This window comes from Collinsella aerofaciens (assembly GCF_028209625.1).
GTDB lineage: Bacteria > Actinomycetota > Coriobacteriia > Coriobacteriales > Coriobacteriaceae > Collinsella > Collinsella aerofaciens_AM.
In genome coordinates this window covers 119,102-139,468 of record NZ_JAQLDU010000001.1, presented here as the reverse complement: position 1 = coordinate 139,468, position 20,367 = coordinate 119,102, and the positions used below count along the sequence as shown (strand labels likewise).

19 protein-coding genes and 2 tRNA genes are annotated in these 20,367 nt (G+C 61.8%); 20 read left to right on the top strand and 1 reads right to left on the bottom strand.

Annotation, left to right across the window (positions count from 1 at the left end):
- The 17 genes from rpoD to ffh all read left to right on the top strand — a co-directional run bounded on the left by rpoD (position 1) and on the right by ffh (position 16,909).
- Positions 1 to 1,341, top strand: a complete 1,341-nt coding sequence (rpoD, locus tag PMW70_RS00605) for an RNA polymerase sigma factor RpoD (protein WP_271743566.1) — start codon at positions 1 to 3, stop codon at positions 1,339 to 1,341.
- A gap of 298 nt (positions 1,342 to 1,639) precedes the next feature.
- Positions 1,640 to 1,714 (top strand) — tRNA-Asn (locus PMW70_RS00600).
- 33 nt (positions 1,715 to 1,747) lie between these two features.
- Positions 1,748 to 1,822: transfer RNA gene (locus tag PMW70_RS00595), tRNA-Asn, on the top strand.
- A gap of 160 nt (positions 1,823 to 1,982) precedes the next feature.
- On the top strand, positions 1,983 to 2,372 hold the full coding sequence (locus PMW70_RS00590; protein ID WP_187361832.1) for an Asp23/Gls24 family envelope stress response protein: 390 nt from the start codon (positions 1,983 to 1,985) through the stop codon (positions 2,370 to 2,372).
- 27 nt (positions 2,373 to 2,399) lie between these two features.
- A complete protein-coding gene (locus PMW70_RS00585; RefSeq protein ID WP_006234030.1) occupies positions 2,400 to 4,061 on the top strand; it encodes a DAK2 domain-containing protein in 1,662 nt (553 codons plus the stop codon).
- Positions 4,062 to 4,071: 10 nt separating this feature from the next.
- Entirely contained in the window at positions 4,072 to 6,249 is a 2,178-nt protein-coding gene (gene recG / locus PMW70_RS00580) for an ATP-dependent DNA helicase RecG (protein WP_271743565.1), read from the top strand.
- Positions 6,246 to 6,902: a 16S rRNA (guanine(966)-N(2))-methyltransferase RsmD gene (gene rsmD / locus PMW70_RS00575; protein WP_271743564.1), complete on the top strand. Its 657-nt coding sequence runs from the start codon at positions 6,246 to 6,248 to the stop codon at positions 6,900 to 6,902. The genes recG and rsmD overlap by 4 nt, the downstream gene beginning before the upstream one ends.
- Positions 6,895 to 7,392 (top strand): pantetheine-phosphate adenylyltransferase, encoded by a 498-nt coding sequence (gene coaD / locus PMW70_RS00570; protein ID WP_271743563.1) that lies wholly within the window; start codon positions 6,895 to 6,897, stop codon positions 7,390 to 7,392. Before rsmD ends, coaD begins: the two co-directional genes overlap by 8 nt.
- Positions 7,393 to 7,460: 68 nt before the next feature.
- Positions 7,461 to 7,958, top strand: coding sequence for an ATP synthase subunit B family protein (locus PMW70_RS00565; protein ID WP_040358176.1), 498 nt, complete (start codon positions 7,461 to 7,463; stop codon positions 7,956 to 7,958).
- The gene (locus PMW70_RS00560) at positions 7,958 to 8,512 is read left to right on the top strand and encodes a YceD family protein (RefSeq protein WP_117564150.1); all 555 of its coding nucleotides are present in this window, start codon (positions 7,958 to 7,960) and stop codon (positions 8,510 to 8,512) included. The genes PMW70_RS00565 and PMW70_RS00560 overlap by 1 nt, the downstream gene beginning before the upstream one ends.
- Before the next feature lie 64 nt (positions 8,513 to 8,576).
- A complete protein-coding gene (gene rpmF / locus PMW70_RS00555; RefSeq protein WP_022094017.1) occupies positions 8,577 to 8,756 on the top strand; it encodes a 50S ribosomal protein L32 in 180 nt (59 codons plus the stop codon).
- Positions 8,757 to 8,843: 87 nt separating this feature from the next.
- Positions 8,844 to 9,863 carry a phosphate acyltransferase PlsX gene (gene plsX / locus PMW70_RS00550; RefSeq protein WP_271743562.1) on the top strand — a complete coding sequence of 340 codons (1,020 nt, stop codon included), beginning with the start codon at positions 8,844 to 8,846 and terminating at the stop codon, positions 9,861 to 9,863.
- A gap of 124 nt (positions 9,864 to 9,987) precedes the next feature.
- Positions 9,988 to 10,230 (top strand): acyl carrier protein, encoded by a 243-nt coding sequence (locus PMW70_RS00545; protein WP_055309519.1) that lies wholly within the window; start codon positions 9,988 to 9,990, stop codon positions 10,228 to 10,230.
- A 3-nt stretch (positions 10,231 to 10,233) separates the two neighbouring features.
- Positions 10,234 to 10,959 carry a ribonuclease III gene (gene rnc / locus PMW70_RS00540; RefSeq protein WP_089571704.1) on the top strand — a complete coding sequence of 242 codons (726 nt, stop codon included), beginning with the start codon at positions 10,234 to 10,236 and terminating at the stop codon, positions 10,957 to 10,959.
- A 10-nt stretch (positions 10,960 to 10,969) separates the two neighbouring features.
- Positions 10,970 to 14,506 carry a chromosome segregation protein SMC gene (smc, locus tag PMW70_RS00535; RefSeq protein ID WP_271743561.1) on the top strand — a complete coding sequence of 1,179 codons (3,537 nt, stop codon included), beginning with the start codon at positions 10,970 to 10,972 and terminating at the stop codon, positions 14,504 to 14,506.
- Positions 14,506 to 15,423: a signal recognition particle-docking protein FtsY gene (ftsY, locus tag PMW70_RS00530; RefSeq protein WP_271743560.1), complete on the top strand. Its 918-nt coding sequence runs from the start codon at positions 14,506 to 14,508 to the stop codon at positions 15,421 to 15,423. The genes smc and ftsY overlap by 1 nt, the downstream gene beginning before the upstream one ends.
- Positions 15,424 to 15,433: 10 nt before the next feature.
- Positions 15,434 to 16,909 carry a signal recognition particle protein gene (ffh, locus tag PMW70_RS00525; RefSeq protein ID WP_271743559.1) on the top strand — a complete coding sequence of 492 codons (1,476 nt, stop codon included), beginning with the start codon at positions 15,434 to 15,436 and terminating at the stop codon, positions 16,907 to 16,909.
- A gap of 120 nt (positions 16,910 to 17,029) precedes the next feature.
- On the opposite strand, the gene PMW70_RS00520 is transcribed toward ffh, so the two are convergent.
- Positions 17,030 to 17,794: a DUF134 domain-containing protein gene (locus tag PMW70_RS00520; RefSeq protein ID WP_271743558.1), complete on the bottom strand. Its 765-nt coding sequence runs from the start codon at positions 17,792 to 17,794 to the stop codon at positions 17,030 to 17,032.
- A gap of 166 nt (positions 17,795 to 17,960) precedes the next feature.
- Here PMW70_RS00520 and thyA point away from each other — a divergent pair, with 166 nt between their 5' ends.
- From thyA to PMW70_RS00505, 3 genes are all read left to right on the top strand, one after another.
- The gene (thyA, locus tag PMW70_RS00515; protein ID WP_117629294.1) at positions 17,961 to 18,809 is read left to right on the top strand and encodes a thymidylate synthase; all 849 of its coding nucleotides are present in this window, start codon (positions 17,961 to 17,963) and stop codon (positions 18,807 to 18,809) included.
- A gap of 9 nt (positions 18,810 to 18,818) precedes the next feature.
- On the top strand, positions 18,819 to 19,337 hold the full coding sequence (locus PMW70_RS00510; RefSeq protein ID WP_271743557.1) for a dihydrofolate reductase: 519 nt from the start codon (positions 18,819 to 18,821) through the stop codon (positions 19,335 to 19,337).
- 109 nt (positions 19,338 to 19,446) lie between these two features.
- The gene (locus PMW70_RS00505; protein ID WP_271743556.1) at positions 19,447 to 20,361 is read left to right on the top strand and encodes a TrmH family RNA methyltransferase; all 915 of its coding nucleotides are present in this window, start codon (positions 19,447 to 19,449) and stop codon (positions 20,359 to 20,361) included.
- Positions 20,362 to 20,367: the final 6 nt, after the last annotated feature.

Here is a 20,367-nt window from a genome sequence, read left to right as displayed (position 1 = left end):
GTGCCAAAAAAGACTGAGAGCACGGGTACTGGGCTGGAATCCTACGTTGCAAAGCTCATGGGCAACGGCTCAAACAGGACTTCGGTAACCGAGGACGAGATTCAGGTCGCCCTGAAGGATATCGATGTATCTGACGAGCAGCTCAACGCGGTGTATTCCGCGTTGCGCAACAGCGGCATCCAGATTATCTCCGCGAGCGGTAACGACGACGCCCCCATGGACGTCGACGATGACGATAACGATACCGATGATTTCGATGACGACGAGCACGATTCCGGCTCGCTCGATGATCACGAGCTTAAGATGGCCCGTCAGGCCGACGCCGAGATGGGTTCTTCCAAGAGCAAGAAGAAGCGCACCGTGCGCACGTCCCGCTCGCGTTCGCGCGTGCGTGGCATCGATGCCTCCACGGTGATGCTGACCGGTGACCCGGTTCGTATGTACCTTAAGGAGATCGGTAAGGTCGACCTGCTGACCGCCTCCGAAGAGGTCGATCTGGCCATGAAGATCGAGGCCGGTCTTGACGCCACCGAGAAGCTCGAGGCCGCCGAGGCGGGCGAGATCGAGCTCACCCGCGCCGAGATGCGTCGCCTGACCCGTATTGAGAACGTCGGTCTCGAGGCCAAGCAGGCGCTCATCAGCGCCAACCTGCGCCTAGTCGTTTCCATCGCCAAGCGCTATGTCGGTCGCGGCATGCTGTTCCTGGACCTGATCCAGGAGGGCAACCTCGGTCTGATCCGCGCCGTCGAGAAGTTCGACTACCAGAAGGGCTTTAAGTTCTCCACGTACGCCACGTGGTGGATCCGTCAGGCCATCACGCGTGCAATCGCCGACCAGGCCCGTACCATTCGTATTCCCGTGCACATGGTCGAGACCATCAACAAGCTCGTTCGCGTGCAGCGCCAGCTTCTCCAGGACCTGGGTCGCGACCCGACCCCCGAGGAGATCGGTGCCGAGATGGACATGAGTGCCGACCGCGTCCGCGAGATCCAGAAGATTTCGCAGGAGCCCGTGTCACTCGAGACCCCCATCGGCGAGGAAGAGGATTCCCAGCTGGGCGACTTCATCGAGGACTCCCAGGCTATCGTTCCGCCCGATGCCGCCAGCTTCTCCATGCTGCAGGAGCAGCTCACGCAGGTGCTTGACTCGCTTGCCGATCGTGAGCGCAAGGTTATTGAGCTGCGCTTTGGCCTTGTCGACGGACATCCCCGTACGCTCGAGGAAGTCGGCCGCGAGTTTGGCGTCACGCGCGAGCGCATCCGCCAGATCGAGTCCAAGACCCTGGCTAAGCTCCGTCACCCCAGCCGCTCTAGCAAGCTGAAGGACTACATCGAGTCTTAGTAGTTACGGCGTTTTACCAAACGCCGTAACTGGCCGACGCTGCGCGGACACCAGAGCGACAACTTGTCATTCAAAGAGGACGGCATGACCAGAAGGTCTATGCCGTCCTCTTTTCATGACAATTTGTTCGCTCTGGTGCCCGCTCGCTGGCATTGTCAAAACATCGGCGTTTCCGTTGCCGGTGCCGGTAGTTAGGCCGTCCCCAAGGGATCAAGGCGAGAAAATTTCTTAAAAAAGTTCTTGCCCTTCGCCCAATCGTCCGTATAATAAACTTCGTTGCTTGAGAGCACGCACCTATTCCTCGGTAGCTCAATGGTAGAGCACGCGGCTGTTAACCGCGCTGTTGTAGGTTCGAGTCCTACCCGGGGAGCCAGAATTTTCCAGCCCTTTCAGTTGGGCTTTAAATTCCTCGGTAGCTCAATGGTAGAGCACGCGGCTGTTAACCGCGCTGTTGTAGGTTCGAGTCCTACCCGGGGAGCCAGGTTGTAAAACCCGTCGCTATGCGGCGGGTTTTTTCATGCCGCGATCGCCTAGCGCGAACGTTGCCATATCAACATTTCGTGTCGAGGATGTAATCCCTCGACCCACCACCTCAACATGGCGCGCTCGTTGTAGAATAATGCAATGATTGCTCCCACGAGATGGTGCCGCGAGCACCAGATAAGGAGATTCTTGTGTCTGAGACCATTAACGGCAGCCTGAGCGTCTCGAACGACGTTATTGCCGATATTGCCGGTTATGCCGCGATGACGTGCTATGGCGTTGTCGGTATGGCCGAGCAGCTCCAAGGCGCAGAGAGCGTGCGCCTGCTTGCCGGTCAGCGCCTCCGCAAGGGCGTGCTTGTCTCCGCCGACGAGAACGGCCTTACGGTCGATCTTCACGTCGTGCTCGAGAACGGCGTCAACATGAAGTCCGTCTGCCACAATCTTTCGAGCTCCGTTGCCTTTACCCTGCAGGAGATCGCCCAGATCGATCCCGCCAGCCTTAAGATCGGCATCCATATCGACGCGCTCAAGAGCCGTCTGAACTAGCATCCGAAAACGGAGATTCAAATACCCATGATTGCAAAGACCATTCGCACCTGTTTTCCGATCGCTGCGGCTGCCGTTTCCGACAAGGCCGAGGAGATCAACAAGCTCAACGTCTTCCCCGTACCCGACGGCGACACCGGTACCAACATGTCGCTCACGCTCGCCTCGGTGACCAAGGAGCTCTCCGCCCTTCCCGCCGATGCCGATATGGAAGCCATCGCCGGCGCCATCACCCACGGCTCTCTGATGGGTGCCCGCGGCAACTCCGGCGTCATCACCTCGCAGATCCTGCGCGGCGTGGCCGAGGGTCTCGTCTCTGCCGATGAGCCCATCACGTCTGCCAACATCGCCTTCGCCTTCCGTCGCGCTGTCAAGGTCGCCTTCCAAGCCGTCCGCAAGCCCATCGAGGGCACGATCCTCACGGTCCTGCGCGATGTCTCGACCAAGGCCGACGAGTGCGAGAAGAAGAAGTTCTCGGCCGAGGACGCGCTCGATGCCATCGTCGTCGAGGCCTACCAGTCCGTCGCCCGCACGCCCGACCTGCTGCCCGTTCTGAAGGAGAACGGCGTGGTCGACTCCGGTGCCTTTGGTTTTGCCATTTTCCTGGAGAACTTTGTCGCCGCCGCTCTTGGCCGCAGCACCGTTGTCGAGGATTTCTCCGCCACGTTTGATTCTGCCGGCTCTGCCCGCGACGCGGCCCTCGGTCGCGTTGAGATCGAGGCCAACGACGACTGGGAGGGCTCGGAGTTCCGCTATTGCAACGAGTTCCTCTTTAAGGCCGACGCCCCGTTTGACGAGGACGAATGCCTTAAGTTCCTGGGCTCCATGGGCGACTGCGAGCTGCTCGTGGGTGCCTATCCCGACTACAAGATCCACGTGCACTCCAACACCCCGAACCTGGTGCTCGAGCACATGCTTCAGCTTGGTCAGATCTACGAGGTCTTTATCCACAACATGGAGATGGAGGCGCACGACCGTACCGCTAAGATTCATGAGGACCAGGAGAAGGCCGCCGAGCCCGCCAAGGCGTTGGGCTTTGTCGCCGTTGCCGCCGGTTCGGGCGAGGCCGACATCCTCAAGTCCCTTGGCGTTGACGTGATCGTCTCGGGTGGCCAGACCATGAACCCCTCGACCGCCGACCTGCTGGGCGCGGTGGACCAGGTCAACGCGACCTCGGTCATCATCCTGCCCAATAACGGCAACATCCGCATGGCTGCCGAGGCTGCCGCTTCTGCCTGCACCGACAAGAAGGTTGCCGTCGTTCCCACCAAGACCGTCCCGCAGGCGTTCTCCGCGCTGTTTGCGGTCCTGCCCGATTCCGAGCTCGAGGACGCCGTCGCCGCCATGGTCGACGCCATCAGCGAGGTCCGCGATGGCGAGGTCACCCGTGCCGTGCGCGATTCCAGCGCCTCCGACGGCTCTCCGATTCACTCCGGTGACGTTATGGGTATCATTGCCGGCTCCATCGACGTGGTCGGCTCCGACGTGAAGCAGGTCACGCTCGACTGCATCAACCGCATGCAGGAGGAAGAGGAAGGCGACGCGCTTACGATTCTGGCCGGTGAGGAGCTGTCCGACGAGGCCTTCCAGGAGATCGTCGACGCCATCGAGGAGGCTCAGCCCGACCTGGAGATTGATGCCCATCGTGGCGAGCAGCCGCTCTATCCCGTGATCTTCTCGATCGAGTAGGCATCTGCCCATGTCCGAGCTGTGCTTCGTGCCGCGCGTCTCGGAGCGCTTTGCCCAGAGCAATGCGCTCGACGAGGATATCGCGCGACTCAAATATGTTTCGGGTAAACGTGAGGAGGCCCTTCGCCGTCTGGGAATTCGGACGGTGGGGGACCTCCTTCTCCATATCCCTCATCGATATCTCGACTTTACGCGCTCCTGGTCCATCGAGATGGCTCCCATCGGTACCGTGTGCACGATTGTCGCCACGGTCGATCGCATCGTCCAAAAGCAGCCCCGTCCGCGTATGCAGGTGACTGAGGTTTCGCTGGTGGACGAGACGGGCGTGCTGCAAGTCGCCTTTTTCCGTCAGCCTTGGATTGCCCAGCAGTTGAAGCAGGGCGACCGCCTGGCCGTGATGGGTAAGGTCGAGTTTGCCTACGGCTTTAAGCAGATGGCCTCGCCGCATTTCGAAAAGCTCGAGGACGGGCGTGCCGCTGGGACTATCCTGCCGGTCCATTACGTGAGCGATGGCGTGAGCCAGGCGTGGATGCGCCGCATCGTAAGCGGCGCGCTCGAGGTTGTCAGCAATCCCTTCGATCCGATTCCTGCACGCCTGCGCGTTAAGCGCCGCCTGATGAGCAATGCCCGCGCGCTGCGCTCAATTCATTTTCCATCGAGTATGGCCGAGCGCGATATTGCGCGCGCACGGCTTGCCTATGAGGAGTGCCTCTGCCTTCAACTGGCGCTGCGCCTGCGCAACGACGGCGGGTTGGTCGAAGTCGTTCCCTACGCCCATGTCGCGGGCGAGCACTTGGCGGCGCTCAAGGAAGCCCTGCCGTTTTCGCTGAGTGACGAGCAGGAGGCCGCATTCCAAGACATCCTGCACGACATGTGTGATGGCGATCGCGTGATGAACCGCCTGCTGCTGGGCGACGTCGGTACCGGCAAGACGGCCGTCGCCGCCTGCGCGCTGGCCGTCGCGGCCGATTCGGGTACTCAGTCCTGCGTTATGGCGCCTACGGGCGTGCTGGCGCGCCAATATGCCGATAAGACCGGCCCCTTGCTCTCGCAGGCCGGTATGTCCTGGGCGCTCCTGACGGGTGCCACGCCGGCGGCCGAGCGCGAGCGGATCCATGCGCAGCTGGAATCGGGCGAGCTCGACGTGCTCTTTGGTACCCACGCGGTCCTTTCGGATGACGTGGCGTTTAAGCATCTGTCGCTTGTCGTCATCGACGAGCAGCACCGCTTTGGTGTGGGCCAGCGCAATGCCCTGCGTGCCAAGGGCCCGGGCGCCGACCTGCTCGTTATGACGGCCACGCCTATCCCGCGCACGTTGGCGCTCTCGGTCTATGGCGACCTGGACACGAGCATCATTCGCCATCGACCTGTTCCGGGTGCGGGTGTTACGACGCGCGTGCTCACCGAGTCGAGCCGCGACCTGGCCTACGGCGCCATCCGCGAGGCACACGAAAAGGGCCACCAGGCCTATGTGATCTGCCCACTTGTGGAGCCGGGTGACTCGGCCGATGAGCTGGAAGACGTGCCCGGTATCGCTCGTGACGACGAGGGCCGCGTGACTGTCCCTGTGCCGCTGCACGATACGGCAACCGAGCTCGATCGCCTGCGTCTGGCGTTGCCGGGTCTTGCCATCGAGCGCCTTCACGGCCGCATGCCAGCGGGGGAGAAGGACCAGGTTATCGATGCCTTCAAGCGTGGCGAGATCGACGTGCTCGTCTCGACTACGGTGGTCGAGGTGGGCGTCGATGTGCCCAACGCCACCGTCATGGTCATCGAGAACGGCGAGCGCTTTGGTTTGGCTGCCCTGCACCAGCTGCGCGGTCGTGTGGGCCGTGGCAGCGTGTCGGGCACGTGCCTGGTCATGACGCACTCCAAGGGCAACGGCGGCGCTTCGGCAGCACAAGATCGCCTGCAATCGCTCGAGAAGACCTCGGATGGCTTTACGCTCGCCCAGATGGACCTGCGTCTGCGCCACGAGGGCGAAATCCTGGGGTACCGCCAGCATGGCGGAGTGACCCTGCGCTTTGTCGACTTGGATGCCGACGAGGAGCTGATCGAGTGGGCCCATTTGGACGCGGTCGAGCTCTTGCGGTATGCTTGCAACCTTGACTCCGTGGCGACGCGCCCCCTGCGCGATGCGGTCGCCATGCGATATCGACACATTTTTAAGGAGGTCAGCGGAGGATGAGAATCATCGGCGGCGAATGGCGCGGTCGTAAGATCGAGGAGCCCCGTGGTCGCGATGTCACCCGCCCCACGACCGATCGTGTGCGCGAGGCATGCGCATCTATGGTCATGTCGGCATTTGACTTCGATCTGGACGAGGTCCGCGTGCTGGACGCCTTTGGCGGTTCCGGCGCCTTAGGGTTAGAGATGCTCTCACGTGGTGCCCGCTCGCTCACGACGTTCGAGATCGAACGGAATGCCGCGCGGCTCATTACCAAGAATATCGAGTCGCTCTGCCGTGACCGTGCGCGTTGGCGCGTGGTAACGGGCGACATGCTGGCGAGCGCCTCGCGCGGTCGTGTGCCGGGCGGCCCCTTTGATCTGGTCCTGCTCGACCCGCCCTATGCTTTTGGTGCCGAGCCGGTCGAGATACTGCTGCAGAACCTGGCTCAGCAGGGTCTGCTTGCACCTGGCGCTTATGCCCTGTTTGAGCATGCCGCCGCCGATGCGGGCGCGCATCCGGCAGGCTTTGAGATCGTGCGCGAGAAGCGCTACGGCATTACCTCGGTCGACCTGCTTCGTTGGGTCGGCGATGACGATGGTGAGGAAGATTGCACCGGCACCGATGCTCACAACAACGATGCCATGACGGTTCAGGAGAACGCCCATGAATGACACCATCTACCGCGTGATCGTCCCGGGCACCTTCGATCCCATCACGTTTGGCCATATCGATGTGATCCGCCGCGCCCGTCGCATCTTTCCCAGCGTGATCGTCGCTGTTGCCGAGTCGCAGGGTAAAAACGGCGTGGGCACCACGTTTATGCTCGATGAGCGCGTGGCGCTGGCTCGCGAGGCGCTCGGTGATATCGACGGCGTCGAGGTCCTGCCCTTTACCGGCCTCTTGGTCGACTTCGCTCGCGAGCAGGGGGCGGGGGCCGTGGTCAAGGGTCTGCGCGCCATGACCGACTTTGAGTATGAGCTGCAGCAGGCCGACCTCAACTATCGCTTGGATAACGAGCTGGAGTCCATCTTTGTCATGAGTGCTCCGCAGTACGGTTACATCTCGAGCTCGGTGGTACGCCAGATTGCGTCGCTTGGGAGCGACGTATCGACGTTTGTTCCGCCCAACGTGGTCGAAGCGCTCAGACATCGCTTTTCGTGACGTTTTTTATTGCCTGGTGGCATGTGGTAAACTAGCACGATGATATGTTACCTATGAAAGGAGACCGGATGCCGGGCGAGAATTTTCCTGGCGATAGGATCGTCAGCTTGGTCGATGAGCTCGAAGGGCTGATCGAGGAAGCCAAGCCGCCTTTCGGCAAGAACGCTCAGTTCAAGGTCATCGACGCCGACGTGTTCTTCAACATCCTCGACGAGATCCGCATGAGCTATCCCGAGGAGTGGCAGAAGTCCCGCCGTATCCTTAAGGAGCGCGAGGAGCTTATGGCTTCCGCCGCCGCTCAGGCCGATTCCATCATCGCCGACGCTCAGCAGCAGGCCCTCACCATTGCCGGTGAGCAGGAGATCGTCCGCTTAGCGCAGCAGCAGGCCGACGACATCCGTGATCGTGCCCAGCAGTACGAGCGCGAGACGCGTTATGCTGCCGAGGACTACGCAGAGCAGGTCTTTACGCACCTGGAGGAGAACCTCAAGAGCCTGACCGGCACCGTTACCCGTTGCCGTCAGCAGCTCAACGAGGGTGCCGCCCAACAGAATGGTCAGTGGTAATGGCTGAGTTCCCGAGCGTTACCGTCGATCTTTCCGAGCAGCTCGAGTTTCCTGGTGATTCGTATCCGCTGACCGGTAAGGTCGACGTCGCCACCTACATGGTGGGCGAGAAGGAGTACCAGCTACAGGACGGCATCGACTACGACGTTGTCTTTACCAATGCCGGTACCGGTGTCTTGCTCACGGGCATGGTCCGCGCGCACGCCACCGGCGAGTGCGACCGTTGCTTGGAGCCCGCCTCGTTTGATATCGCCGGCGAGATCGAGGAGTTCTACCTCTTTGAGGAGCCTGAGGATCCCGAGGCCTACGAGGACGGCTACGAGCTCCTGGGTGAGGACCGCATAGTCGATCTGGGTGAGCCCATCAATGACGCGGTCGTTATGGACACGCCGTTTGTGGTGCTCTGCAAGCCCGATTGCCGCGGTCTGTGTCCCACTTGCGGTTGCAATCTCAACGTCGAGCAATGCGATTGCGCCGCCCAGGCAGAGGCAGAATGGGCCGCTGCCACGGAAAATCCATTTGCAGCATTGAAGAATCTCAAGCTCGATGAGTAAAACTGTGGTAGTATCGCTACTTGCGCGTAATCGCCACACTGGATAGTTCATAAGGAAGGTCACTATGCCCGTACCTAAACAAAAGCAGGGTCGTATCCGCACTCACACCCGTCGTTCCGCCAACATGAAGATCTCGGCTGCGGCTCAGTCCACGTGCCCCCGTTGCGGCGCTGTCAAGCTTCCGCACCACGTGTGCCCCAGCTGCGGTTTCTACAAGGACCGCGAGGTTATCGTTACCGAGTAACGGTATACTCTGGATGCGATGCCGTTCCAAATGGAACCACAATGGCCGGCTCAATGAGTCGGCCATTTTTGTATAAGGAGTATGTATATGAGTAACGTTCGCGTTTGTGTAGACGTTGTGGGCGGAGACGAGAAACCTCAGGTTGTTCTCGATGGTATCGAGGCTGCGCTTGCCGCCGATCCCGATATCGAGGTCCTGGCAGTCGGTCCCGCCGAAATCGTCAATCCCTTTGCCGCGGCCCATGCACGTGTGGAGGCTCTGGAAGCCCCTGACATTATCGCCATGGATGACGATCCCATTCGCGCCGTGATGACCAAGCGCAAGTCCTCGATCGTGCTTGCCTGCCGCGCCATCAAAAAGGGCAACGCGGACGCGTTTTTCTCCGCCGGCTCCACCGGCGCCATGACCGCTGCCGCGACCGCCTACGTCACACCGTTTAGATATATGGCCGAAGGCAAGAAGCAGCCGGTGCGCCCCTGTTTGACCAATGCGCTGCCCAATCGTGCCGGCGGCCTGACGGTGCTGTGCGACATGGGCGCCAACCCCGATGTCGAGGTGGACGACATGGTGCGTTTTGCCCAGATGGGCAGCGCCTATGCCCGCGTTGTCCTGGGCATCGAGCATCCTCGCGTGGGCTTGCTTGCCAATGGCACCGAGGACGAGAAGGGCTCCAACTTTACCAAGGCCTGCTTCCCGGCCATGAAAGCCGCCGTTCCCGGCTTTGTGGGTAACTGCGAGGGAACGGACATCACCTCCGGTAACTTCGATGTCGTCGTTGCCGATGGCATGTCGGGCAATATTGCGCTCAAGGCCACCGAGGGTGCTGCCAAGTTCTTGCTGCAGGAACTCAAGGGCGCCTTTATGGCCTCGCTCGGCACCAAGATCGCCGCGCTGCTCATTAAAAAGCAGATGCGCGGGATTAAGGCCAAGCTCTCTGGTGATGCCAAGGGCGGCGCGATTCTTTTGGGCCTGCGTGGCGTGGTCCTGATCGGCCATGGCGCCACCTCGGTCGAGGCTGTTAAAAACGGTACGCTCGCGGCGGCCGAAGCCGTGCGCGCAGGGCTGGTCGAGAACGTCGCCAACTCCATGGACGGCATCGTTTTGTAAGAGCGAGTTAGAGCGCTGTTATGTGCCTCGCGGCCTGCTTCGTGGGGTAGAATCAGAACCGTGTCTTGGTACCGCCCGGGCGGTACCATTCTTTTGGTATTCATGCACTATGAGAGGAAGCGCTATGGACCGCTCCGAAATCTTCGACAAGATCGCCGAGGTCGCTGCTGACGTTCTGGGCGTCGATGTTGCCGAAATTAGCGATGAGACCACCTTTGACGACCTCGATGCCAACTCGCTCGAGCGCCTGCAACTGGTTACGGCTATCGAGGACGAGTTCAATCTCGAGATCGATGACGAGACCCTGCTCTCGCTCAACTCTGTCGCCGACGCCGTCGACGCGATCGAAAACGCCAGGGAGGCTTAGGTCTTGGCTTTATCCGAACGACTTACGCGCGCCCAGGAGATTCTGGGCCACGAGTTCAATGACAAGGTGCTGCTGCGCGCGGCCCTTACGCATCCTTCGGCCGTCGAAGGCCAGCCAGTCTCGGCAAGCTACGAGCGCCTTGAGTTCTTGGGTGATTCCATTTTGGGCGCCGTGGTCGCACGCTCCCTGTTTGTGTCCTATCCGGAGTTTGACGAGGGCAAGCTCACACGCCTGAAGGTGTCCCTTGTCTCGGGCGCCACGCTGTCCGAGGTGTCGCACGAGCTGGGTATCGATGACATCATCATCTTTGGTGCCTCCGAGACCGGTACCGGCGCGCGCGGCCTGCACTCGGCGCTCGAGAACGTCTACGAGTCGCTCGTGGGCGCGCTGTATCTGGACGCCGGCTGGGATGCCGCGGCGGAGTTTATCCACCGTACGCTTAAGCCACATTTGGCATCCGAGCGTGCCGAGCACCCTGCGAACCCCAAGTCGTATTTGCAGGAGTGCGTGCAGGCCGACGGCCACGAGCCTCCCGCGTACAAGCTGGTCGGCTCCGAGGGCCCTGCGCATGCGCCCACCTTTACCGCCGTGGTGTTGATCGATGGTATTCGCCAGGGTCGCGGCTCCGGCTCCTCAAAGAAGGAAGCCGAGGGGGCCGCGGCGCTCGAGGCACTCGACCGCATGGGCTACACCACCAATGGCGTGATTCTCAACAAGAAGCCTGTTTAAGCGAGGAGCCGTGTATCTCAAGTCCCTCACGCTCAAAGGGTTCAAGTCGTTTGCCGACCGCGCCCATATGACGTTTGAGCCGGGCCTGACCGTCATCGTCGGTCCCAACGGCTCGGGAAAATCGAACATCTCTGACTCGATTCTGTGGGTCCTGGGCGAGCAGAGCGCCAAGCAGCTGCGCGGCCAGGCCATGGAGGATGTCATCTTCTCGGGCTCGTCAGCGCGCAAGCCGGTGGGTGTCGCCGAGGTCACGCTGGTGCTCGATAACTCGGACCATATGCTGCCCGTCGACTTTGACGAGGTCGCCATCACCCGTCGTATGTATCGCTCGGGCGAAAGCGAGTACCTCATCAACTCGAGCCCCTGCCGCCTGATGGACATTCAGGACATCCTGCACGATTCGGGCTTGGGCAAGGATACGCATTCCATCATCAGCCAGGGCAAGCTCGACGCCATTTTGCAGAGCCGCCCCGAGGAGCGCCGTGCCCTCATCGAGGAGGCCGCCGGCATCTCCAAGCACAAACGCCGCAAGGAGCGTGCGCTCAAAAAGATTAAATCGATGGACGAGCACTTGACCCGTGCCCGCGACATCAATAAGGAAATCGTCCGTCAGCTGCGGCCGCTGGAGCGTCAGGTCGATCGCGCGCGCAAGTACAAAGAGCTGTCCTCGCGCGCGAACGAACTTACGCAGATGCTGGCCGTCGACGAGCTTCGTTCGCTGCAGTCGCAGTGGAACGACTTGGAGAGCCGCTCCAAGGAGGGCGCTGCCGAGCTTGAGCTTGCGCAGTACCGCTTGGGCGAAAAGGAACGCGAGCTCGAGAAGCTCCAGGTCATGCTCGAGGAAAAGGGCCTGTTTGTGGGCGATCTGGGCGAGCAGCGCCGCCATATGCAAGACGTGGTCGGTCGCATTAACTCCGATATGCGCCTGCTCGAGGAAAAGGGCCACAATATGGTGTCGCGCCTGTCCGACATGCGCGGTCAGATCTCGAGCTCCGAGCATCAGCGTCGTCGCGTTGTCGAGGAGCTCGAGGATGCACGTGCGCAGCTTGAGGAAGTGACCGGCGCGCACATGCAGGCCCAGGAGGACGTTGACGCCGCTGGTCCTGCCGCCGCTGAGCTCCACGAGCGGCGCGTGGCGCTCGACAATCAGATTTCGCAGCTTACGCGTGAGCAACGCGATGTGCAGCGTGTGGCCGATAACGCGGCGCTCGAACTCGCCAAGGTGAAGGACTCGCTGAGCAACGCCGAGGTCGAGGACAACATGTACGCCTCACGCCTGGAGCAGATCGACGAGCAGCTCGAGGAGGTCACGGCCTCGCTCGAGAGCCGTCGCGACCGCGCAGAGGAGCTTGAGGGTGCTCTTGAGGAAGCGCGCCAGGCCCAGGCCGATGCGCGTGAGGCCACCGAGGTCGCCCGTGCAGCCCTGAAGGACTTGCGTAATCGTGAGAGTGAGGCGCGCAACAAGCTGTCCGAGGTGCGCTCGGAGCTTGCCAGCCAAAAGAAGCTTGATGCCCGCATGGCAGACAGCTCGCCGCTGGTGAGCCGTCTGATGGGCGCACTGGGCGATGATGTCTCAGGCCGTTTGGGCGACGTGCTCGAGGCCCCGCGTGAGCTTGAGGGCCTGGTTGAGCAATTGCTCGCCGGCGATATCGATGCGCTGCTGTTCGACGATGCGTCCGCGCTTGAGCGTGCCGGTCGTGCCGCTCTGGACCAGAAGAAGGCCTCGGGCGAGGCGCTGCTGGTCGCGCGCGGTGTGAGCGCCTCTGCTGCCGCTAAGGGCGCTGCCGGTTCCCGCCTGGTCGATCGTCTGTCCGTGCGTGCGGGCTACGGTCCCGTCGTCGAGGCGCTGCTCGGCAGTTATTACGTAGTGGACGATCTTGCTGCCGCGCTGTCGGCGCCTGTCGTTGACGGCGTGACTTACGTGACCCCCGATGGCGCCCGCGTCGCCTGCGGCGGCCTGGTGCGTGTGGGGCTCGACGCCGGCGAGGCTTCGGGTGCTTTGGAGCGCAAGCGTCGCATTCGCGAGCTGGAGGGCCTGGAGCCCGATCTGGCTGCTGTGTTTGAGCATGTGTCGGATCAGGTCGTCGAGGCCAATGCGGCCGTCGAAGAGGCGCGTGCCGCCGAGGGCGATGCCGCCGGCGAGATCGCCCGTCTTGAGGGCGAGCGCCGCTCGCTGCTCTCCGAGATCGGGCGCTTGGAGCAAAGCGCCAACAATGCCGAGGTCGAGCGCGCGCGTATTTCCAAGCGCCGTGAGCAGGCCGCCGAGGCCGTTCGCGCTGCGCGCCCGCGCGTGGACGAGCTCACCCGTTCGCGTGACGAGGCCCGTGCTCAGGCAAGCGCCCTGGGCTTGCAGATTGCCGAGGCCAACGACGAGCTCGACCGCGTGCGCCGTGACGATTCCGAGGCTGCCGGCAAGCTCGCCGACGCCAAGGTTCGTCTAGCCCAAACAAGCGAACGTCTGCGTTCTCTGAAGGGCCGTGTACCCGATCTGGAGCATCGCCTGGAGGGCATCGACCGCCGTATACGCGGAACACGCCAGGCCTCGCGCTCACTCGAGCTGCTGCGCCTGCGCGTCGACCCCATGCACGAACGCTATTCGGCCCTGTTGGAACGCGCGTCGGATTGGGCGGCGCGCCTGCGTGACCAGGCCTCTCTGGAGGAGGCGGACTCCGCTTCGCTCAAGAAGACCATTGAGGACGCCAAGGCAGAGGTTGCCCGTGCCAAGGAGCGGGTCGATACCGCCACTGCCACGCAAAACGAGTTTAAGGTCGCGCGTGGCAAGCTCGAGGTGCAGGTAGAGGCCGCCATCAAGGCCATTACCGCCGATGGCACCACGGTGCTCGAGGAAGCGCTCATGCTTCCTGCGCCCACCGACCGCGATGCCGCCGAGCGCGAGCTCAACCAGCTTGTGCGCCAGATCAACAACCTTGGTCCCGTTAACCAAGTTGCCATGGAGGAGTACGAGCAGCTCAAGCGCCGCGCCGACTACATCGAGGAGCAGCTGACCGATCTGGAGAGCGCGCGTAAGGCGCTCACCAAGATCACGGTGGCCATTGATCGCAAGATGCGCAAGGCGTTCCTGGTGACCTTTGAGAAGGTCGATGCGAACTTCCGCGAGATCTTCGCCATGCTGTTCCCGGGTGGTCAGGCGCATCTGGAGATGACCGACCCCGAGCATCCGGCCGAGACGGGCATCGAGGTCGTGGCGCAGCCGCGCGGCAAGCGCATCACCAAGATGATGCTCATGTCGGGCGGCGAGAAGAGTCTGACGGCGCTCGCCCTGCTCTTTGCCGTGTACCGCACGCGCACGGTGCCGTTCTATGTGCTGGACGAGGTCGAGGCGGCGCTTGATGACGCCAACCTGTCCAAGCTCATCGGCGCCCTCGATGTGCTGCGTTCCGATACGCAGCTCTTGGTCATTTCGCATCAGCGCCGTACTATGGAGGACGCTGACGTCCTCTACGGCGTCTCGATGCAAGCCGACGGCGTCAGTCGCGTCGTCTCGCAAAAACTCGATCGCGAAACCGGAAAGGTCGTGAATGCATAATGGGATTCTTCGATGCTCTCTCGCGCGGACTTGAGCGCAGCCGCGAGGCCCTCAACGAGGTCTTTTACTTTGGCGGCGAGGTCGACGAGGATTTTTGGGAGGACCTAGAGGATACCCTCGTCATGGGTGACATGGGTGCCGAGGTCGCCATTCAGGTCTCCGATGACCTGCGCGACGCCGCAGCCAAGAAGAACCTCAAGACCGCCCCGCAGCTTCGCCGCGCCCTGGCCGAGCAGCTCGAGGGCCATTTTGTGCCTGTTGAGCGCGACCCGTTTTCCGACACGCCGAGCTGCGTGCTGTTTGTCGGCATCAACGGTGCCGGTAAGACCACCACGGTCGGCAAGATTGCGAGCGCCATGGCCGCCCGCGGCAAGAACGTGGTGATCGGTTCGGCCGATACCTTCCGCGCCGCCGCCATCGAGCAGCTCGATGTGTGGGGCCAGCGTGCCGGCGTACCGGTTATCAAGCGTGACCGCGGCTCCGATCCGGCGAGCGTGTGCTATGACGTGCTCGACGAGGCCGATAAGCGCGGCAGCGACCTGGTGCTCATCGATACCGCCGGTCGTCTGCACACGAGCCCCGAGCTCATGCGCGAGCTCGCCAAGGTGGTCAACGTGACCCGTAAGCGCGCCGCCAATTTGGCCGCCGGTCCCATGCCGGTCTCGGTCGTGCTCGTGATCGATGCCGCCACTGGTCAGAACGGCCTGAACCAGGCGCTCGAGTTTAACGAGGCGCTGGGTCTGGACGGTATTATCATGACTAAGCTCGACGGCACGGCTAAGGGCGGTATCGCCATGGCCGTGGCCGAGAAGCTCAAGCTCCCGATCCTGCGCATCGGCGTGGGCGAGCAGGTCGATGACCTGCAGGAGTTTAACGCCAAAGATTTCTGCCGCGCCCTGGTGGGCGAGTCCAACTAAGGAGTGACTAGTGTTTGATTCTCTGAGCGATCGCCTCAATGACACATTTGACCGCCTGCGTGGCAAGGGTAAGCTGACCGAGGCCGATATCACCTCGGCCATGCGCGACATTCGCATGGCGTTGCTCGAGGCCGACGTCAACTTTAAGGTTGTCAAGGAGTTCGTCGCCAAGACCAAGGAGCGCTGCATGACCGCCGAGGTCATGGAGTCGCTGTCGCCGGCGCAAAACGTCGTCAAGATCGTGCTCGACGAGCTTACCGAGATGCTCGGCTCCACCGAGAGTAAGCTCGTCTTTAGCAACCGCATCCCCAACGTCATCATGCTCGTGGGCCTGCAGGGCTCCGGCAAGACCACGGCGGCCGTAAAGCTGGCCTACCTGCTCAAGAAGCAGGGCCGCTCGCCGCTGCTCGCCGCGTGCGACGTCTACCGCCCCGCCGCTGCCGACCAGCTGGCCACGCTTGGCGGCGAGATCGGCGTGCCTGTCTTCCGCGGTGACGGCGCGCACCCGGTCGACATTGCCAAGGGCGCCATCCAGGAGGCCGTCGAACACCTGCGCGACGTGGTCATCGTCGATACCGCCGGTCGTCTGCAGATCGACGAGCAGATGATGCAGGAGGCCGTGGACATCAAGAAGGCCGTCAAGCCCGATCAAGTGCTGATGGTCGTCGATGCCATGACCGGCCAGGATATCGTCAACGTGGTCTCGACGTTTGCCGAGCGCACCGACTTTGACGGCGTGATCATCTCCAAGCTCGACGGCGATGCCCGTGGCGGCGGCGCGCTTTCCGTGCGCCAGGTGACCGGCAAGCCCATCAAATTCGTGAGCATGGGCGAGAAGCCCGATTCGCTGGAGCCGTTCTATCCCGATCGCATGGCCAAGCGAATCTTGGGCATGGGCGACGTCGTCGGTATTATCGAGAAGGCCCAGGAGGCAGCCGATGCCGAGCAGCTCGAGGCTGCCGAGCGCATGCTGCGCGAGGGCTTTACCATGAACGACATGCTCGACCAGATGAAAGCTGTTAAGAAGATGGGCGGCATGAAGGGCATTCTGGGCATGCTCCCCGGTGGCCAGCGCGCGCTCAACCAGATGGGCGGCAACCTGGACGAGGGCATCTTTGACAAGAACGAGGCCATCATCATGTCGATGACCAAGGAGGAGCGCCTGCGTCCCTCCATCATCAACGGCCAGCGTCGCGCCCGCATTGCCAAGGGCGCCGGCGTGACCCCCACTGAGGTCAACAGCCTTATGAAGCAGTGGGGCGAGATGAACAAGATGATGGGCCGCATGCGCACGATGGCCAATCAGGCGCAGGCCGGCGGCAAGAAGGGCAAAAAGGGTAAGAAGGGCAAGAAGATGCGCATGCCCAATATTCCCGGTCTGGATGCCATGGGTCTGGGCGGCATGGGCGGCCTGGGTACGGGCGGCCCCAAGTCCGATATGGAGCTGCTGCGCCAGATGGAAGCGCAGATGCGCAATAAGAAATAGGGCTGTAATTCCAGCTTGATATGGCAAAGGCCACTCGGAAGCTACCGGGTGGCCTTTGTTGTTGGCTTTGATAGTTGGGCTGCGTTCAGCGTCGCGCCCCGAGCTCGCGGTGCCGTGCCGTTAGTGGCAGCCGCAGCCCTCGTGGCCCTCGTGACCGTGGTGACTGTGGCACCCGCAGGACTCGCCATGCTCGTGGTTGTGCCCGTGATCATGGTCGTGACAGTCGCAGGTGGCCTCGCCGGTCTGCGCGAGCGTGCCTGCGATGAGGGCCTCGACGCAGGCGTCGCAGCTGCCCTGGGCGCCCGCGTATACCGTGATGCCGGCTTGGGCAAGCGCGTTGATGGCGCCGCCGCCGATGCCGCCGCAGATGAGCGTGTCGACGCCACCGTTGGCAAGCAGGCCCGCCAACGCGCCGTGACCGGTGCCGCCGGTGTCCACGACCTGCTCGCTGAGCACCTTGCCATCCTGGATGTCGTAGATCTTAAACTGCTCGCTGCGGCCAAAGTGCATAAAGATGTTGCCGTTGTCGTACGTCGTTGCCACCCTCATGGTGCCGACCTCCTTTGCTGGCCATGCGGCCGTCGTCGTGGTGATGGGGGAGTACGCGATATTGCCGCCCTCGATAACGAGCGCCCGTCCGTTGACCAGCGCGTTTGCCACCTTGCGATGTGCGCGGCTGCAGATGGCCGCCACGGTGGCGCGGGCGATGCCCATTTGCTGGGCGACGGCCTCCTGATTGAGGCCTTCCAGGTCGCACAGGCGCAGTACTTCGAGCTCATCGACCGTCATCTCGATGGCGTCTCCGCTGGCTAGGCCGTCAGGGGTAAAGCCGCGGTATTCGGGGATGATCCCGACGCGGCGCAGTTTCTCGCGTCTTCCTGCCATACGTGCTCCTTATCTGACATATGTCAACAATAGAATAGCGAACGCGCAGATTTACGCAAGGAATTTCTGGCATATGCCAGAAAATGAAGGCATATGTTTGGGCTGTGGGGCCGCATGTGCCTGGGATACAATGAATCTCGCTTTTAGGCGACTGACAGGAGGGTCAATGAGCAAGGCTGATCAACAGTTTGTAACCATGTGCCGCGATATTCTGGACCATGGCACCACCACCGAGGGCCAAAAGGTCCGCCCGGTGTGGGAGGATGGCACCCCTGCCTATACCATTAAAAACTTTGGTGTCACGGCACGCTATGACCTGCGTGAGGAGTTTCCGGCGCTTACCTTGCGTCGTACGGCCCTCAAATCTGCCATGGATGAGATCCTATGGATCTATCAAAAGAAGTCCAATAACGTGCATGACCTCAACAGCCATATTTGGGACGAGTGGGCCGACGAGACTGGCTCCATCGGTAAGGCCTACGGGTATCAGATTGGGCAGAAGAGCCATTATGCCGAGGGCGACTTTGACCAGATGGATCGCGTGCTGTACGACCTTAAGAACACGCCGTACAGCCGCCGCATTATGACGAACACCTATGTGTTTAGCGACCTGTCCGAGATGCACCTGTATCCGTGCGCCTACAGCGTGACGTATAACGTGACGCAGCGTCCGCAGGACGACAAGCCGACGCTCAACATGATTCTCAACCAGCGTAGCCAGGACATTTTGGCCGCGAACAACTGGAATGTGTGCCAGTATGCCATTTTGCTGATGATGGTCGCGCAGTCGGTCGATATGATTCCCGGCGAGTTGCTGCATGTGATTGCCGATGCCCACATTTACGACCGTCATGTCGATATCGTCCGCGAGCTTATCGAGCGTCCGCAGTTTGCCGCGCCTAAGGTAACGCTTAACCCCGATGTGCATGACTTCTATGCGTTTACGACCGACGACCTGATTGTCGAGGGCTATGAGCACGGCCCGCAGGTCAAGAACATCCCCATTGCGGTGTAGGTGACGTGCATGACGTGTAAGCTTTCTGCCATTGTCGCCGTGTGCGATGACTGGGGTATTGGGTGCGAGGGCGACATGGTGGTGTCCAACCGTGCCGACATGCGTCATTTTGTGGCGTGCACCAAAGGTTGCCCGGTTATTATGGGGCGCAAGACCCTGCTGAGTTTTCCCGGCGCACGGCCGCTCAAGAATCGTCGCAATATCGTGCTCACGCGCGACGAGGATTTTTCGCCCGAAGGTGTCGACGTGGTGCATAGTATCGGCGAGGCGCTCGCCGCGGTTGCCGATGAGCCCGTTGCCTGGGTGATCGGCGGCGGCGATGTCTATCGGCAGTTTTTGCCGTACTGCGTGGAGGCCGAGGTCACGCATAACCACTGCGTCCATCCCGTGGACACGTACTTTCCCGACTTGGACGCCGATCCCGCGTGGGAAGTTGCGCGGCGCGAAGGGGTTGCCACGATTGCCGCGGGCGAGGGTGACGAAGGCCTCGATTATGAGTTCGTGACGTATCGTCGCGTTGAGGCGTAAATCGCCTGGCGTGAACGGTATCATCGGGTTGATTGAATGCATGGGGCGGCGCTTAGCGTCGCCTCGTTTGGTATAGATGTGCTGTAAGGAAGGGTGCGGGCTGGCTGCTATGACTGATGCCGTTGAGGTTCTGCGAATTGATTCGCTCGAGGACGAGCGGCTCGATGCCTACGTGCGACTGACCGAGCGTGAGCTTCGCTGCGTGCTGGAGCCGCAGAAGGGCATTTTTATCGCCGAGAGTGCCAAGGTCATCGAGCGTGCGGTTCGCGCCGGATACGAGCCGGTGAGCTTTCTTTTGGGCGAACGCTGGCTCGACCAGATGATGCCGCTGTTTGAGCGCCTGGTTATGCGCGAGGGCGCGGGTCCGGTTCCTGTGTTCGTTGCCTCCATGGAGCTCATGGAGCAGCTGACGGGTTTTAACGTGACGCGCGGTGCGCTCGCGGCGTTCCGTCGCCCGCGACAGATTCCGGTCGATGAGTTTCTCGACGGCGTCGTAAAAGCTGCGGGGGAGCGTCCGGTGCGCGTGTGCGTTCTCGAGGGCATTGTCGACCACACCAATGTCGGCGCGATTTTCCGCTCGGCGGCTGCGCTCAATGTCGACGGCATTCTGGTGAGCCCTACGTGTTGCGATCCGCTGTATCGTCGCTCTGCCCGCGTGAGTATGGGCACGGTTTTTCAGGTGCCGTGGACGCGTATTGGCAGCGAGGCGCGCGTGTGGCCGCATGACGGCCTGGCCGCGCTGCACGATGCCGGGTTTTCCTGTGCCGCCATGGCGCTGACGGACGACTCCGTTTCGTTGGACGATCCTGCGCTGCAGGAGATTGATCGCCTGGCGATCTTTATGGGCACCGAGGGTGCCGGCCTGGGCGCCAAGACCATCGCGGGCTGTGACCGTGCCGTGCGCATTCCTATGGCGCACGGGGTCGATTCGCTCAACGTGGCCGCGGCGAGTGCCGTCGCCTTTTGGCAGCTGTGCCCGCACGTGAGCAACGAGTATCACTACCAGCCGGGTTTGTATCACTAGCCGAGG